The organism is Sorangium sp. So ce385 (genome assembly GCF_051474135.1).
In the GTDB taxonomy this organism is placed as follows: Bacteria; Myxococcota_A; Polyangia; order Polyangiales; family Polyangiaceae; genus Sorangium; species Sorangium cellulosum_D.
In genome coordinates this window covers 5092536-5108966 of sequence record NZ_CP150337.1, presented here as the reverse complement: position 1 = coordinate 5108966, position 16431 = coordinate 5092536, and the positions used below count along the sequence as shown (strand labels likewise).

Below are 16431 nucleotides of genomic sequence, written 5' to 3'. Positions count from 1 at the left end.
TTCTCTTCGCTCGCGAGGCAGATCGCGCTCGCTCCGGTGCGCGATGAGAAATGGGCGTTCCTCGTCGCTGAGCTGCAGAGGATCTCGCTCGTCACCCTCGATCGTTATCGCGAGATCGTGCGTTCCGCCGGCCTGGAGGCGGCGCAAGCCGTCGAGCTCGGCGCGAGCACGGTGAAGACGGGCCGTAAGGCGCGGGAGAGCATGAACGCCAACGAGACGGGAGATCGCAGTCCCCCTTCGACAAGGCGGCTCACGGCGTCGAGGGCGCCGGAACCAGCTCGGGCGGCTTGCGGTTCGGGTCGGGAGGTGGACCCTGGACATGCCGGCCGCAGCTGCGGCCCGGGAACCCTTCCGAGGCTCCGAAGCGGTCGCACGTGGGAGCGCCCATCGCCTTCGTGCACTCGGCGTCAGATACGCACGACCTGCAACGGCCCTCCAAGCAGAGATACGCCCCGCACGGGTTGAGCGTGGGGAGCGGCTCGCACGTCCGCCCGTACACCGGCCTCGACGCCGACGTCGCGGCGCAGCGACCCCGATCGCAAAAACCGTCACCGCATTCGCCGTCCTTCGTACAAGCTCGCTCCGGCACGTTCTGAGGCGGCCGCCGCGGCTCCTCTTCGACGACCGCCGCCGCGGGCGTGGCGGGCGGAGCCCCGGGCGGCGGAGGGCCGGGCGACGCGGCCCCCGCGGAGGCCGCCAGGGGCGGGTCTGCGCGCCCCCCCGGATGCCCGGCGGGGCGCTCAGGCTTCTCTTGCGCCACCGCACACGCGGTCAAGCCCGCGAGGACCAAGCAGGAAGCGTGCCAGAACAACGGGCGTCGGTGTCGCGCGCGCGGAGCCTTATCCATCGCAGCTAGTTGCACCCCACAGCATTACCACCAGGACCTCCAAGATAGAAGAAGCGATCCCACGGGGTAGCGCCCGTCGTCAATGCACTGCGGGTGTAACATGCAGCGTCGACGGGTCCCATGGCAACGTGCACGCCCGGATACCGGCCGACTCCAAGCAAGTCTAGGTACGTGGGATTTCTCACATAGGAGGCAAACGCGTATCCAGCGGTATCGAACTGTCCGCTCCCCATGTCGGTCCACGTCCAATCGGTAGGCGTCGGATCATAGACTTCACCGTACCACGCCGCTTCACATGCGCTGATACCCAGCAGGTTGAACAGGCCGACTGGATAGTATCCGAGCCAGTTCCCGTTGTGCGCGACCCACCAGTTGTTGCTTGCGTCTTGCGAGATATCGAAACGACTCTCCTGCTGTGTTGCCAGCCCCGGCGTCGACGCGAGCACCACGGAGTTGGGGCCGTACGGGCGGCCCGCCGCGGGCACGAAGCCGGTGACGAAGGTGTCCCATCCACCCACGTTATTGCCGACTGTCGTGGGGCCATGCGTGAAGAACTCGACCTGAATGCGCGTCTGCGAGTTGCCAAAGTTGGCCCTGTCGCGAGACACCACCGCGCCGACCATCTCCAGCGTGGTAGGCTCGTTCCACCCGCGGCATAGGGTCGCCGCTTCAATCAGGGTGAAAGTTCCCGTCTCTACGTCGCCCTGGAACTGGTTGATCACGCCGGCGATCGCCTTGTTTGCAGCGGTCGTGATGAGCCCGGCGTAAAGCCGATTCTGACCTGCCGGCTGCCCGCTCACCTGATAGTTTTCGATGTAGTCTTGAAGTGACTGGGCGTCGGTCTCACCCATCACGTACACCGAGAAATCGGGCCTGTGGATCGGCGTCGTCCCCTTCGGTCCGCGTAGCTCTGGATAAGCTTCGAGCTCGGTGCGCGCGAGCTGGGCGCCGGACGCAGGGCGGAGGTCTTTCTCCGACCAGGGCGGCGGCGGCGGCGCGAGGCGTGCGCCGGGGATCGTGTCCGAATCCACCCAGTCGATGATGTCGCCCGAGTAGGCCTGGGTCGTCTCGACGATCTGATAGCCGCGGTATCGCTCGGCCAGGAGCTGATCCACCTCTGCTTGCCGCCGTTGCTGCTCCGGCGTGAGCTGAGGCGGATCGACCCGCCGCACGGCAGGCTCCGGCAAACGACTCGATGCCTCGAGGTCCGCGACACCGATATCTTCGGGCGGCGCGGAGCCGTCATCGTCAGTCCCTGCGCATCCGGACAGAAGAGATGCAATCAACAATGGTAGATATACGCGTGAGTCGGCTCTCATGTTCGCTCCTCTGCATCGTGGGCGCGTCGCCGCCGGGGCGGCAGGTCCAGGGGCCAGCGCGCGTCCTCCAAACCCCGGCACGATCGAGCAAGCCATGCTGGCTGCCAGCCCTGTGAGGTAGCAGCGCGCGTGCCATATCGGGACGCGTTGGTCCCTCGCTGCGCAGAAGCAATGGAACTGGATTAGTTCACCATCAGGAGACAAAACGGAGCGGAATCGAGCGCTTTCACCGCGCGCCGTGCGCCAGTCCCTCGGTCGAGCGCCTGCTCGGCTCGTGACATGTCACGGAACATTCGTGAGTTGTCACGGTAGATCGCGGCGGCGCCCCAGAGCGGCCGCTGGCGCGCCGAGCCTGGGGAGCTCGCCGGCAAAGTGGCTAGGAATCCCTCGCGCGCTCGACGGCGCCCCCTCCGCCGCGAGCTCTCCCCGGCGAATCCCCTCAGTTCAACCGGAGCAGCCTCCCCACGATCCGGAACAGCCCCCGCGACGCGGCGCTGATCCGGCTGCCCACCACCTCGATGTCGCCGTCCTCGCGGATGCGGACCGCGCCCCGGCCGGAGCGGAGGAGCAGCTCCTGCTCGCCTTCGAGGGTGATCGTCCCCGCCTTGAGGTGGAGCGCCTTCGGCCGCTGCGTCGTCAGGGCCCCGACGATCAGCGGCGGCTCGCCCTCGCAGAGCTCGACGAGCACCGCGTCGCCGCGGGCGTGCGCGTCGGCGATCACCTCGGGATCGACCTCGGGCGCGACGAGCGCCTCGACCTGCCCCGCCACGCCCCGCACGACGATCCGCGCCTGCCGCCCCGCGACCGCCGCCACGCGCGCGGTCCGCATCGCGGCGCCGAGCGGCTGCGCCCCCCGCGCCGGGAGCGGCGCCGCGGCCTCCGCGGCCGGCTCGGCGAGCACGTCGTCCAGGGTCACGCGCGGCGCCCCGGACGCCCCCCCGGGCTCGCCCTCGGGCTCCAGCTCCTCCACCGCGGCCGGCGCGCCGGACCGGCCGGGCTCCCCGTCGAACGAGGCCGCCATCACACCTCCGAGACCTTCTTCGGCAGCTGGATCTTCGGCGCCAGGAGCGCCACGAGCGGGGAGCTGATGGTGACGCCGCCGCCGCTGATCACCACCTCGCTGGCGCCGCACTTGAACACGATGGCGCCCTTCGCCTCCACCTTGTGGAACGCCCCGATGAACGTCGCCGGCCCCACCGCCTGCACCACGTGCGACCCCTTGAGCTTGTCGACGACCGCGCCGCCCACCATCGCGGTGCGCGAGCCGGTGATCGTCTCGCTCTCGCCCGCATTGCTGAGGACCACGAGCCCCGTCGCCTTCTCGCTCTTCGAGCCGGTGACGCTCTCCGCGTAGCTGCCGAACGCGACCTGCACCGTCGCGGCGCCGACGTCGATCGTCTTCTTGCCGGTCACGTTGTTGTCGATGTCCTGGACCGCGCCGAGGATCTTCATCGAGCCCACGTCCTCCTTGTGGGTGCCCGCCACCTTCGCGGTCGAGTGTCCGGGCCCCTTCTCGCGGTCGGTCGCGTCGACGCCGTCGACGTTGCCCTCCGGCCCGGCCGCGTTCGCCATCGACTCGCCGCCGCCGCCGGCCGCGTCCATGCCGAGCGCCGAGGCGAGCGCCTCCGGCTGGACGAAGACCCGCCCGGCCAGGCTGCTGTGCACCGCGTTCGAGGCGATCGACGCGAGCATGTTCGGAGGACCGGAGCCGCCCGGCGCGCCTCCGCCCCCGCCGCCGCCTCCGCCCCCGCCGCCTCCGCCCATCGCGGCCCCGAGCTGGCTCGCGCCGGGGATGCCCGACGCGCCCGCGATCATCGCCGGCATGCGGCCCATGTCCCCGCCGGCGACGGCCCGCATCGCGCCCGCGACCCCCTGCGCCTGCTGCGTCAGCGCGTTGATCGGCCCCATCACCTGGTTGATCGCGCCGTCGACCTGCCCCTGGACCGCCGAGATCGCGTTGTTGGCCATCACGCTCGCGAACTGCACCGCCGCCTGCGCCGCGAGCGCGAGCATCGCCTCGAGCGGGTTGCCGTCCATCTCGAACTGGTTCCCGCCCACCGTGGTCGTCGCGTTGCCTTTCGCCGTCACGGCCGACACCGCGTTCACCTCGAGGGTGCGGTTGCCGCCCACGCTGACCGTCTGATCCGCGCCCACCGTGTTCGACGAGCCCTTCGTGATCTTCGTCGTCTGGTTGCCGCCGACCTCGAGGGACGCGTTGTTCCCGACCACCGTGGTCTCGTTGTTGCCGATGTTCTTCTTGGCGTTGTTCGCGGCGGCCGTCTTCATGTCGTGCTGGGCGTGCACCATGATCTCCTCGGCGCCCGCCTTGTCCTCGAAGCGCACCTCGTTGGCGCCGCCGCCGCCCGGCGTGCTCGCGGTCCGGATCGCCGTGCGGGTCTTGCCCTCCGGCAGCGCGTACGGCGGCATGTACACGCCGTTGTAGAGGCGGCCGGTGACGATCGGACGATCGGGGTTCCCCTCCAGGAACTCGACGATCATCTCCCAGCCGATGCGCGGGAGCATCATCGAGCCCGACGTCTGGAGCTGCGCGACGCGCATCCAGCACGAGGCCTTGTCGTCGGTGACGTCGCTGCGATCCCAGTGGAACTTCACCTTGCAGCGCCCGTGCTCGTCGGTGTGGATCGCCTCGGGCTGCGCGCCGGCCGGCGCCACCACGGTCGCGGTCTGCGGCCCCTCGATGACCGGGATCGGGGTGACGCGCCGCGGCCTGTACTTCACGTCGGCCGGCACGAGGCGCGCCCGCGCCCTCGAGCGCGACGCGGCGCCCTCGCGCTCCTCGCCGTCGTCGTGGACGAAGCTGTGCGTCACCGCGAAGAGGAAGTACTCGCCGTCGAGCTCGCCCGCGTCCGTGATCGTGAGCGTGTGGCCGACCGCGAGCCGCGGGCAGACCGCCTCGATCTCGATCGTCCGCCGCTCGACCTGCTCCTCCTCGAGCCGGATCTGCGCGAGCCGCTGCCCCTCGCTCGGCTCGACATAGCCGCCCGGGTAGTCGTAGCGCTCGAGCTCGGCGTGCTCGCTCGACGCCGCGCTCGCCGTGAGGTCGAGCGCCGGCCGCTCGAAGTCGAAGTCGCGGAGGACGAACTTGCCCGAGCGCACCCGCTCGAGCTCGCGGATAGCGTAGATCGCGTCGCGCTCGTCCGCCGCGCTCAGGCCCGTGCGCCGCCGGAACGGCAGCGCGGGGTCGCCCGGGATCGGCGCGGCGATGGTGCTGTCGTCGTCGAAGACGAGCAGCTCCCCCTCGGCGTCCACCTCGACGAAGCTGTAGATGCCCTCGTGCTCCATGAGCCGCGAGATGAACGCGAGCGCGCTCTCCTGGTACTGCACGCAGTACTCGCGCTTCGGACAGTCGCCGCTGAGCCGCCACTCGACCCGGGCGACCCCGTGCTCCTCGAGGACCTGCGCGACGATCTCCTTGGCGCTCATGTCCTGGAAGATGCGGGCGTCGACGCTGCGCGCGAGGAGCGCGAGGGAGGAGACGACGCGCACGGCGTAGCGCGCGCCGATCGCCTCCATGCCGAGCTCGGTCGTGCCGATCGAGGTCGCCGCCTCCACCGTGCCGGCGATGACGCGCGGCGCCTCGCCGGGCGCGCCGAAGGAGAGCGCCGCGGGCTTGCCGATCATCGCGTCGAGCTCCTGGAACATGTGGAGGATCACCTCGACGTCGACCACGAGCGGCCTGCCCGCCTCGTGGATCGACTCGAAGCGGAGCACCCGGGCGGCGGGGACCTCGTCGATCGTGAAGTGCGCAATCGTCTCGCGTGCCACGTTCGCCTCCTGCTCCTCAGTTGTCGATCACCAGCGCCGCGGTGTCGGCGACGTCGCCGTCGAGCTTCGCGGACAGGCCGAGGATCGCGACGCTCGCGGGCGTCAGCGACACGATCGACGCGCCCATGACCAGCGTGAGCGCGCCGGTCGCCTCGAAGACGACGTTGTTCGCCTTGACGAGCTGCGCGCCGCCGGCGAGCTCGGTGTAGGTGCCGAGCGAGCTCTCCACGCGATCCCCGTTCGCGACGTTGACGATCGCGCCGCCGACCTTCACGTTCATCGATCCGCCGACCTGGACGCCCCGCCCGGCCTTGACCGCGATCACCTTCGCGCCGGTCGCCGTCTCGCTCCGGTCGCCCTGGACCGTCACCGAGCGGTGGCCCAGCGCGAGCTCCACGAGCGCCGCGCCGACCTCGTGGTTGAAGCCGGCCAGGGTCTGGTCGGTGACCGACCCGACCACGAGATCGATCTGGTTGCCCGAGACGTTGAGCGCGCTGTCGCCGGCGACGTCGCGCTTGTGATCCCCGCCGATCTTCATGTCGCGGTTGCCGCCGATCGAGAGCGAGTGGTCGCCGCCGATGTCGTCCACGTGGAAGGTCTCGACCTTCATCGCCTGGTTGCCCGCGACCGAGATCTTCTGGTTGGCCCCGACGCTGCTCGTCATGCTGTTCGTGACGTTGGTCGTCTGGTCGGCGCCGATCTTCTTCGCGTGGTTGTTGCCGATCGACTCGGTGGCGTTGTTCTTCACCTCGGTGGACATGTCCTTCGAGGCGTTCATGAACATCTCCTCGCCGCCCTTCGTGTCCGACATCCGGAGCTCGTTGCTGCTGCCCCCGCCCGGCGTCGTCGCGGTCTGGAGCGAGCTCTTCCCGGCCTCCTTCGGCAGCGCGTACGGCGGCGGCGTGAGCGCGTTGTACATGCGGCCCATCACGAAGGGCCGGTCCGCGTCGCCCTCGACGTGGCGCACCGTGACCTCCCAGCCGACGCGCGGCAGCAGCATGGAGCCGCCGGTCGGCACCTGGCTCGTGCGGATCCAGCGGCTCGACGTGTCGTCCTTCTTGCCGGAGCGATCCCAGTGGAACGACACCTTCACCTGCCCGCTCGCGTCGGTGTGGATCTCCTGCCCCGAGGGCCCCGTCGTGATCGCGGTCTGCGCGCCCGGGATGACCTGCTCGCGGGCGCGGCGCGGGGGCCGGTAGCGCGTGGTCCCGGTCGGCACGCCCCAGAACTCGCACGCCATCCGGACGTCGCGCGCGCCCTCCAGGGCGGCGTCGCGGCCCGAGAGCTCGAAGTTCCGCGGCCGGCTCCCGGCGATGCGCGAGCGGACCACGAGGTACTCCTGGTTGAGCGGCTCGTACGGGTGGCCCTCCACCGAGAAGCGCCGCCCCGGGAGCAGCGCGAGCGAGCCGGTCTCGCCGCGCACGACGTCGCGCTCGGCCTGCACCGCGTCGAGCAGCACCTTCGCGAGCCGCTCCGCCACGCTCACGTCGGCGGTGCGCGCCGGGTACTCGTAGATCTCGAGCGCGTGCTCCCCGGGATCGTCGCTCTCGGCCGACGCCTCCAGCTTGAGCGAGGGCTTCTCCGGGTTGTAATCGCGGACGAACACCTTGTCGCTCCGCACCGAGACCTCGCGGGAGAGGCGCGCCACGCGATCCGCCGAGCCCGCGACGCCGAAGTCCTGGAAGAACGGGAGCGAGGTCGCGCCCTCGATGTCCTCGAGGCCCGCCGGCGCGTCGCTGAAGACGGCCACGTCCTGCTCGCCCCTCGTGTGGATCGCGAAGTAGATCCCCTCCTCGGCGAGGAGGCGGTGGACGAAATCGAGGTCCCGCTCGCGGTACTGGACCGTGTAGACCCGCGAGGGGTGCGGCTCGGTCACGCGCCAGTCCTGCTGGCCCGCGGGCACGCCCGCGCCCTCGAGGACCTCCTTCACGATGTCGACGGCGCTCTTGTCCTGGAAGATCCGGCAGTCGGCGCGCTGCGCGAGGTTCCACAGCGCCGGCGCGACCTGGATCCGCAAGGTCGGCACGTCGTCGGGGTCGGGCAGGAGCTCGGCGAGCACGATGGTCCCCGCGAAGGTGCGGGTCTGCGTGTCGTCGCTGCGCGACAGCGTGAAGACCGCGCGCTTGCCGAGGACCTCCTTCGGCCTCGGGAGCGCCGCCGCGTCGTCGAGCAGCTCGCACTCGAGGTGGGTGAGCTCCGAGAGCTGCTCGGAGAGCTCGAAGCGCAGCACCCGGTAGACCTTGCCCTCCACGCTGACGGAGGGGATCGCGAGGACATGATGGTCAGCCACTCTTCACCTCACAAGCGCCCTTGGACCTCACGATCCGAGCTTCATCGACGCGCCCATCTTGACCACCAGCGCGCCCTTGACCGCGATCTTGGACCCCTTGATCACGATGGGCCCGCCGCCGAGCTTGAGCTCGCTGCCGCCGCCCTTGAAGACGCCGACGGCGCCGAGGAGCGTGATGAGCGGCGCCTGCACCACGAGGTCGCCGTTCAGCTTCTGGTAATGGAGCCCGCCCACGAGGTTCGTCACGCCGGCCGCCACGTGGGAGAGCGAGCCCTTCGTGAGGTGGAGCTCGGCCGCGAGCGACGTCTGGTCCTTGTTCGCGGTGATCTGCTCGCCGTGGCTGCCGTTGATGATCTGCGCCTTCACGGCGCCCACCGTCTCGCTCATGCCGCCGAGGACGTTGTCGTTGATCGACGCGAGGCTCCCGGAGAGCTGGAGCGCGCCGACCTTGCGGCTCATGTCGCCGGTGATCGACTGCTCGATGCCGTTCGAGATGGTGATCTGGTTGCCGCTCACCGTGTAGGAGCGATTGCCGGTGATCTTCTCGACATAATTGCTGATCGCGTTGGTCGTGTCGTTGCCGCCGATCGAGATGCTCTGGTTGCCCGAGATCTTGTGCGAGAGCACCGCGCCGACGTCGAGCGATTGATTGCCGGCCACGGAGATCGACTCGTCGACCTTGACCGACCGGGAGCCGTTCACGCTGATGTGCTGCTCCTCGTTGACGGCGACCTCCTCGACCTTGTCGTTGCCGATGGTGACGTTGAGGTCCTTCTGGGCGTGGATGCCGAAGCCCTGGCTGCCGGAGCTGTCGGACATGCCGATCTCGTTATGGCCGCCCGCGCCCGGCGACGACATGCTCTTCAGCGTGCCGGACGCCTTGGAGGCGGGGAGCGCCTGCGGCGGCGTCTTCTCGGCGTTGTAGGTGCGCCCGAGGGCGACGGGCCGGTCCGGGTCGCCGTCGAGGAAGGCGACGGACACCTCCCAGCCGACGCGGGGGAGGATCATCGAGCCGCCCATGGCGATCTGCGAGACGCGCAGCCAGCAGCTCGAGGTGTGGTCTTGCTGGCCTTGCCGGTCCCAGAAGAAGCGGACCTTGATGCGGCCGTATTTGTCGACGTGGATCGCCTGCTCCTGGGCGCTCGACCCCGTGACGACCGCGGTCTGGATGCCGCGGATGCGCGGCCGCCGCGCGCGGCGCTCGGCCGCGAACGGGGCGCCCTTGGGGATGCCGCGGAAGTGGTTCTCGACGTCGACGTTCGTGTCTCCGCCGGTGAGCGTCTGGTTGCCGCGCGAGACGAGGTGGGTGACCACGAACTCGCCGTTCAGGCACGGCTCCGCGGCGCCCTCGACGAGGAACGGCTCGCCCACCTTGAGCCCGGCCGCGCGGCTCTCGCCCTCGCACACGTCGGCGTCGGCGGCGAGCTCGCGCATGCGGGCGTCGGCGCGGCGGGCGCCCACGCTCCCCTTGGTGAAGCCGGCGGGGTACTCGAAATAGGGCAGGACGAAGGCCTCCTTGCGGGGCAGCGACGACTCGGGCTTCACGTCGGGCTTCTCGAAATCGTAGTCTCGGAGGTGGACGCTGCTCGTGCGCAGCGCGCGCGTCCGCGTGAGCTTCTTGAGCGGCAGGCTGCCCGGGAGCCCGCCTTGCGCCATGCGGAGGAGCACCGGCGTCCCCTCCTCGACCGCGAAGGCGGCGGGGTCGTCGGTGATGATCATCGTGTGCCCGGCGGCCTCGTGCCGGAAATAGTAGAAGAGGCCGTTGTCCTCGAGGAGGCGTGAGACGAAGTTGAGGTGCGACTCGCGGTACTGGACGATGAACTCGCGCGGCTCGTACTCCTTCGCGGTCCGCCACTCGACCTTGTCGCCGAAGCCCGCCTCCTCGAAGATCGTCTGCGCCACCTGGACGATGGTCTTCTCCTGGAAGATGCGGCACCCCTCGCGGTGCGCGAGGGCCGCGAGGGCGGGCCGCAGGCGGACGTCGAACTGGCGGGAGTCGCCGGCGATGCGCGCGAAGCCCGCGCGGTCGACGATGCCGTCGAACAGGCGCTCCGCGCCGGAGGTGTCGGTGACGCGGAGGCAGAGGCGGCTGCGCAGGCAGTCCTCGACCCGGAAGGCGGCGTCCAGCGTCGCGAAGCGCACCTCGACCGTGTAGGGGGTGGAGATGGCCTCGACGGCCTCGAAGCGGGTCACGGCGGTGTCCGCGGGGAGCTTGTCGCCCTCGAGGGAGAAGGTGGCGAAGGTGTCGGCCATCGGGGCCATGGTAGGCGATCGGCGGGCGGCGCCAAGCCCCGGCGCTGGGCGGGGGCACGAGACCGACGCGGGGAGCGGGGCGTGGGGGCCGTCGCGCGCTCGCCGCGCGATCCGGGCTGGCCGCGCGCCCTGCGCCGCGTGCATTCGCGGGACCCCCGAGGCCCGGCACCCGCGCGAGCGCGCCATCGACGTCGCGGTGCGCGTCGCCCCCGCGCTTCCATCGAGCGGCCTCACCTCGCGGCGGCTCGGGGTGACGACGTGGTCCATGGTCGCCTCATGTTAATATATAGTTTCGATCACCGAGCTCGCGTCGGGCAGCGGACCGCAGCGAGCCGACAATTCCGCATAGACCGAGCTTAGCGTCTGACGAATGCGGTCCAGCCTGGCGGGCGGATACTCCGCACCTGGATCTCCCGGAGCGTGCAGCGTCGATTCGAACGCAACTTGAGGCGGTCGTGCCCCAACACCAGGGTGTAGGTACACTTGGCCACCAGAGTCCCCGCACTCATAGACGATGACGTCATACGCCGGATGGTCGGTACATCCCTCCGGGAGGCGCCATCCGACGTCCGAAGGCACCGTGTAGTGTTTCGTGACAGTGACGCCGCGCGTCGCCTGCAGAGCTGTCAGGACACATGCAACTGAGGGCAAGCTGGGGACGATGACCGACCTCGAGATGCCTGCCATCTTATGTCCGGCCACCTTCACGTGGACCAACAGATATCCAGTTAGCCCGAGGACGACGAGCGCGACCGCCGCGACGGTCTGCCACTTGAGATTCCTCACTTTCTGCATCACGCTCTCATCGCCACTTCTTTTCACGGGTCACCGGCGGCAGCACTTCACGCTCGCGTTGGCGCGGAGGGCCAGCCTGCTCACAGCATAGGCGATCGGCCGAGGGCGGGCCGGCCGTCCAGAAGGACGCCGAGGTAAGCGCCGAGCGCGGGTGGGCGGGGCGGGTGGGCGAGTCCGCACGGCGCCCAGGATACGATGGACGGAGGCGACAGCGGCAAGCTCGCCGGCGTCGAGCGCCGCCTCGCCTCCAGGGAGGCCCGCAGCGCGAGCGCGCCGTCGCGCGGCGCGGCCGGCTGGAGGCTCGCGTCGAGGCCGTTCGGCGACCCGTCCACCCAGCGGCCGTGTCAGGCCGCGACGAGCCCGCCGTCGATGGGCAGGGCGACTCCGGTCACGAACGACGCTTCGTCGCTCGCCAGGAAGAGGGCCGCCCGAGCCGGCTCGATCGGGTCCGCGAACCGGCCGATCGGGTGGCTCGCGAGGACGCGTTGCTCCACGGTCCCATCCTCGATCCACCTGTCGAACATCGCGGTGCGCGTGCCCCCGGGGCAAATCGCGTTCACCCGCACGTTGCGAGCAGCGAAATCGATGGCCGCCGCCTTGGTCAGCCCGAGGATGCCGTGCTTCGACGTCACGTACGCGGACAGACCAGGCGTCGCCACGAGGCCTCCGACGGAGGACGTGTTGACGATCGAGCCCCCGCCGGCCTTGAGCATCTCCGGGATCTGGAACTTCATCGACAGGAAGACGCCCTTCAGGTTGATGTCGATCACGCGATCCCACTCGTCCTCGTCGAGCTCGGGCACGGTCTTGATGACCTGCTCCACGCCTGCATTGTTGAACGCGACGTCGAGCCGCCCGTACCTCTTCACGGCGGCCGCGACCATGGCGGCGCAGTCGGCCGCGCGCGACACGTCCGTCGGGACGAAGATGGCTTCCCCCCCTCGGGCGACGATCTCCGCGGCCGTCCTCTCGCCCTCGGCCACCCGGCGAGCGGCGATGACCACCTTGGCGCCCTCCTGGGCGAACAACAGCGCCGCGGCCTTGCCGATCCCCATGTTTCCACCCGTGATGAGCGCGACTTTGTCTTGCAACCGTCCCATAGGATTCGCTCCGGATCTGTGGGCCTGATGCCCGATGAACGACAGGCCATGTCATGCCAGCGCGCGGCGCCGAGGCGCTCTGCCGCGCGTCGAGGAGGGCAGCGCCCGAGTCGAGACGCAGCGGATCGCCTGCGATCGCGACGCCCGTCGGATTCGCGCGCGGGTGGGTCGAGGACGACGAGACCCGCGACCTCGGGACGGAGGATGTCCACCCTCCGCCGGCGCGGCTTGGGCGAAATTGACGGGACCCGCGCGGCGTGGGATCCACGGAGATGGGCCTGGCGCAGCGCGCGTCGGCCCCCTAGGCTCCGGAGCATGCCGAGCCCTCTGTCAGCCGGCGATCCGGACGATCCGCTGCGTATCGAGATCGTGCAACCGAAGGCGCTTCCCGGCGTGACCGTGGCCCGCTGCCGCAGCGACGCCCGGCGCCACCGTTCCGTGAAGGACCGCGTCGCCTCCGTCTCCTTCACGGCCGGCCAAAGCGAGTGGCGGGCGCGCGGGCGCGCTTGGACGGCGAAGCCGGGCGCGCTCGCGCTCATGCTCCCGGGCGAGGTGCATCGCGAGGAGCGCCGCGATGGACCGGCGCGCTTCCAGGTGGTGCTCTTCAGCGACGCGCTGGTCGACGAAGCGCGCCTCTCGCTCGGAGGCCGGCCCTTCGCGCCCCCGCCAAGCCTGTTTCTCGAACGCGGAGCGCCCGAGGGCGCGCCGCTCCTCACCCTGCACGCGCTCGTCCACGCGGGCGACGCCGAGCCCCTCGCGGTCCAGACCGCGCTCGCCGAGTCGCTGCGCTCCCTCGTCGCGCTCACCAGTCCGGGTCACGCGGAGCGCGGACGCCCGTACGGCTGGCGCGCCCCCCTGCGCCGCGCGTTCGAGCTGATCCGCGAGCGCTTCGTCACCGCGCTCTCTCTCGACGAGATCGCTCTGCACGTGGGGCTCGACAAGTTCCAGCTCATCCGCGCGTTTCGCGACCAGCTCGGCGTGACGCCGTATGCCTATGTGACCCAGCTGCGCATCGGTCGCGCTCGAGCGCTCCTCACGCGGGGCGTGCCGCCGTCCGAGATCGCCGCGCGCGTCGGCCTCTACGACCAGAGCCAGCTCAACCGGCATTTCAAGCGCATCGTCGGCATCACGCCGGGACAGTTCGCGCGCGCCGTGGTGTGAGCGCGCCTCGCAGCGCTCGGCTCTCGCCGGATGGCGGGATGGGCCCGCTCAGGCGCCGGCGAGCAAGAAGAGCCCGTAATCGCCGACGGGCGTGAATCCGAGCGACGCATAGGCGGCGATGGCCGCGCGGTTCTCGGCGCCCGTGAAGAGGATCGCGCGCGCCGCGCCGCCGTCCCGCGCCGCGAGCAGCGAGCCGGCGACGGCCGCGCGCGCGTAGCCGCGCCCGCGCAGCTCGGGCGGAGTCCACACGCCGCCGACCTGCACGATGTCGGGCAGGCGCGCGTTGAAGAACGTGCACGACACCGCCCGTTCGCCCGCCACGAGGACGTAAGCGTCGCCGTCCTCGTGCTGGCGCGCGACCTGCTCGCGCGACGACGCGTCGAGCGCGGGGCCGGGCGACCAGCCGAAGAGCTCGGCAGAGTAGGCGGCGCGCCAGCGGGCGAGCCGATCAAGGTCGGCGGGCTCGGAGCGGCGGCAGAGCACCTCGCCGGAAGCGAGCGTGGCGGGCACGCGGAGCGCCGAGAGATCCAGGGCGAACAGCGTCTCGCGGGCGTCGCGGGCCGCGCCGTGCTCGGGCAGGCCGAGCGCGTCGCGGGCGCGGGCGACCTGCCCGTACGGGCCGGAGACGCCGAGCCGCTTGGCGCGACCGGAGCGCTCGACGGCGGCGCGCGCGACGGCCTCCGTGTGGACGGGCGCCTGGACGAGCACGAGCCCGTTCCAGCAATGCGCGGCGACGGCGACGATGCGGTCCTGCTCGAACGCGGCCACGTAGGTGGCCTGGTACGGTCTGCCGCGGTCCGCGAGGCCGGCGGCGCGCGCGTTGGAGCGCAGGAACATCGAGCTGTCGGCGTGCTGGACGAGGAACGCCTCGAGGGCGGCCTCGTCGCCTGGCGCGAGGGTGCGGAGGTTGACCACGACAGCGCGAGGATAGCGCGCCCCGGCCCGGGAGGGGGCCGGTCGCGAGCGGCCGCTCCCCTGGAGCGAGCGCGGAGAGGTGCGGTCCTGCGCGCCGAGAGCAGCGCGGCCGCGCCGACGAGCGCGCTCACGTGGGCGTCGTGGCCAGCCCGTCGGGAGATATCATCCTCAGTCGATACCCTCCTTCATCACGCCGTCATGGATGTGGCTCGCGAGGTGCTCGATCAGCGCCCGGACCGCGGGCGGTAAGCCGCGGCGCGAGGTGAACACGAGGTGGACGATGCCCTCGGTCACGTACCACTCGGGGAAGACGCGGACGAGCTTACCAGCCCTCAAGTCCGCCGCAGCGATGTGATCGGGTAACAACGCCACGCCCAGCCCTGCGATCGCCGCATCTCGCAGGGCGGCGAAATCGCCGCACGAGAGGCGCGGCGCGTGATGCACGACATGCGTTTGCCCGTCGGGCCCGACGAGCTCCCACGCATCTTCGCCGGCCTGCTCGCTCTGGCTGAGGGTCGGCACGGAGGCGAGCGCGGCGATCTCCGGCGCGCCGCCCAGGCGACGCGCGAGGGCGGGGCTCGCGACGAGGAGCCGGCGGCTCTTCGCGAGCGTCTTCCGGGTGAGCGTGGCGTCGGTGTCGAGCTTCGTGCGCACCCGAAGCGCGATGTCGATTCGCTCCTCGATCAAGTCGACGCGCCGATTGGTGGGGATGATCTGCAGGGCGACACGCGGGTAGCGATCCATGAAAGAGGGCAGGATGGGCCTGACCAGCTCCATCATGCCCGTGGGGCAGCTCAGTCGGACGAGCCCTTGCGGCTCGCCTTGCGCCTCGGCGACGATGGCCTCCGCCAGCGCCACCTCGCTCATGACGGATCGGCAGCGCTCGTAGAACGCCTGGCCCACCTCGGTGACGCTGAAGCGGCGGGACGAGCGCTCGATGAGGCGAACGCCGAGCCGCTCCTCGAGCTGCGCTATCCGCCGGCTGAGCTTCGATTTCGGCTGCCGCAGCGCGCGCCCCGCCTTCGCGAACCCGCCGTTCGCCACGACCTCGGCGAAGAAGAAGAAGTCGTTCAGATCCTGCATCGGTGATCTCGTCGTTCTGCCAGCGGAACGCAGCGTGCCACGGTCGCCGGCTGGCTGCCCCCCGCTTCGGCGCTAACTCCAGGGGGCCGGCGACGTTGAGCGCCGCGATCGAGGGACGGACACCATGAGCAACAAACTCCAGGGGAAGGTAGCGATCGTCACGGGCGGCACCACGGGGATCGGCCTCGCGACGGCGAAGCGGTTCGCGGCGGAGGGCGCGCGCGTCTTCATCACCGGGCGGCGGCAGGCGGAGCTCGACGCGGCCGTGAAGGAGATCGGCGAGAGGGCCACCGGCGTCCGGAGCGACGTCTCGAGCCTCGCCGATCTCGATCGCCTCTTCGAGGTGGTGAAGCAGCGAGGCGCCCCCATCGACGTCCTGTTCGCCAACGCCGGCGGCGGCGAGCTCGCCCCGCTCGGCGCGATCACCGAGGAGCATTTCGACAAGACCTTCGCCATCAACGTCAAGGGGGTGCTGTTCACGGTCCAGAAGGCGCTGCCGCTGCTGCGCGACGGGGCGTCGATCATCCTGAACGGCTCGACGGCGGCCTCCACCGGATCCCCTGCGTTCAGCGTCTACAGCGCGACCAAGGCCGCGGTGCGGAGCTTCGCGCGCACCTGGGCGCTCGACCTGAAGGACCGCGGCATCCGCGTCAACGTGCTCAGCCCGGGGCCGATCGACACCCCAGGGCTGCACGGGCTCGGCGCGACCGAGGAGCAGGCGCAGCAGATCAAGGCGAGCCTCGTCGCCAGCGTCCCCCTCGGGCGGCTCGGCTCGCCGGAAGAGGTGGCCAAGGCCGCCGTCTTCCTCGCCTCCGAGGACAGCAGCTTCACGAACGGAGCCGAGCTCTTCGTCGACGGCGGCATGGCGCAGGTCTGAGCGCT

At 70.6% G+C, this 16431-nt stretch carries 10 protein-coding genes; 2 read left to right on the top strand and 8 right to left on the bottom strand.

The window, feature by feature from the left end; translation table 11 throughout:
• Positions 1-852: 852 nt before the first annotated feature.
• From WME83_RS18725 to WME83_RS18700, 6 genes are all read right to left on the bottom strand, one after another.
• Positions 853-2166 (bottom strand): neprosin family prolyl endopeptidase, encoded by a 1314-nt coding sequence (locus WME83_RS18725; protein WP_437320643.1) that lies wholly within the window; start codon positions 2164-2166, stop codon positions 853-855.
• A gap of 439 nt (positions 2167-2605) precedes the next feature.
• Positions 2606-3187, bottom strand: coding sequence for a hypothetical protein (locus WME83_RS18720; RefSeq protein ID WP_437320642.1), 582 nt, complete (start codon positions 3185-3187; stop codon positions 2606-2608).
• Positions 3187-5952: a type VI secretion system Vgr family protein gene (locus WME83_RS18715; RefSeq protein WP_437320641.1), complete on the bottom strand. Its 2766-nt coding sequence runs from the start codon at positions 5950-5952 to the stop codon at positions 3187-3189. Before WME83_RS18715 ends, WME83_RS18720 begins: the two co-directional genes overlap by 1 nt.
• Before the next feature lie 16 nt (positions 5953-5968).
• Complete coding sequence (locus WME83_RS18710; RefSeq protein WP_437320640.1) at positions 5969-8242, bottom strand: type VI secretion system Vgr family protein; 2274 nt, start codon at positions 8240-8242, stop codon at positions 5969-5971.
• A 27-nt stretch (positions 8243-8269) separates the two neighbouring features.
• A complete protein-coding gene (locus tag WME83_RS18705; protein ID WP_437320639.1) occupies positions 8270-10495 on the bottom strand; it encodes a type VI secretion system Vgr family protein in 2226 nt (741 codons plus the stop codon).
• Positions 10496-11634: 1139 nt separating this feature from the next.
• Positions 11635-12390, bottom strand: a complete 756-nt coding sequence (locus WME83_RS18700) for an SDR family oxidoreductase (protein WP_437320638.1) — start codon at positions 12388-12390, stop codon at positions 11635-11637.
• A 315-nt stretch (positions 12391-12705) separates the two neighbouring features.
• On the opposite strand from WME83_RS18700, the gene WME83_RS18695 reads away from it, so the two are divergent.
• Positions 12706-13551 carry an AraC family transcriptional regulator gene (locus tag WME83_RS18695; RefSeq protein WP_437320637.1) on the top strand — a complete coding sequence of 282 codons (846 nt, stop codon included), beginning with the start codon at positions 12706-12708 and terminating at the stop codon, positions 13549-13551.
• A gap of 48 nt (positions 13552-13599) precedes the next feature.
• On the opposite strand, the gene WME83_RS18690 is transcribed toward WME83_RS18695, so the two are convergent.
• On the bottom strand, positions 13600-14466 hold the full coding sequence (locus tag WME83_RS18690; RefSeq protein ID WP_437320636.1) for a GNAT family N-acetyltransferase: 867 nt from the start codon (positions 14464-14466) through the stop codon (positions 13600-13602).
• A gap of 168 nt (positions 14467-14634) precedes the next feature.
• Entirely contained in the window at positions 14635-15549 is a 915-nt protein-coding gene (locus tag WME83_RS18685; protein WP_437320635.1) for a LysR substrate-binding domain-containing protein, read from the bottom strand.
• Positions 15550-15673: 124 nt separating this feature from the next.
• On the opposite strand from WME83_RS18685, the gene WME83_RS18680 reads away from it, so the two are divergent.
• Positions 15674-16426, top strand: coding sequence for an SDR family oxidoreductase (locus WME83_RS18680; RefSeq protein WP_437320634.1), 753 nt, complete (start codon positions 15674-15676; stop codon positions 16424-16426).
• Positions 16427-16431: the final 5 nt, after the last annotated feature.

Coding starts and splice junctions, on each gene's coding strand:
- WME83_RS18725 (WP_437320643.1), bottom strand. CDS start 2,166: ATGAGAGCCGACTCACGCGTATATCTACCATTGTTGATTGCATCTCTT.
- WME83_RS18680 (WP_437320634.1), top strand. CDS start 15,674: ATGAGCAACAAACTCCAGGGGAAGGTAGCGATCGTCACGGGCGGCACC.
- WME83_RS18705 (WP_437320639.1), bottom strand. CDS start 10,495: ATGGCCGACACCTTCGCCACCTTCTCCCTCGAGGGCGACAAGCTCCCC.
- WME83_RS18695 (WP_437320637.1), top strand. CDS start 12,706: ATGCCGAGCCCTCTGTCAGCCGGCGATCCGGACGATCCGCTGCGTATC.
- WME83_RS18720 (WP_437320642.1), bottom strand. CDS start 3,187: ATGGCGGCCTCGTTCGACGGGGAGCCCGGCCGGTCCGGCGCGCCGGCC.
- WME83_RS18685 (WP_437320635.1), bottom strand. CDS start 15,549: ATGCAGGATCTGAACGACTTCTTCTTCTTCGCCGAGGTCGTGGCGAAC.
- WME83_RS18700 (WP_437320638.1), bottom strand. CDS start 12,390: ATGGGACGGTTGCAAGACAAAGTCGCGCTCATCACGGGTGGAAACATG.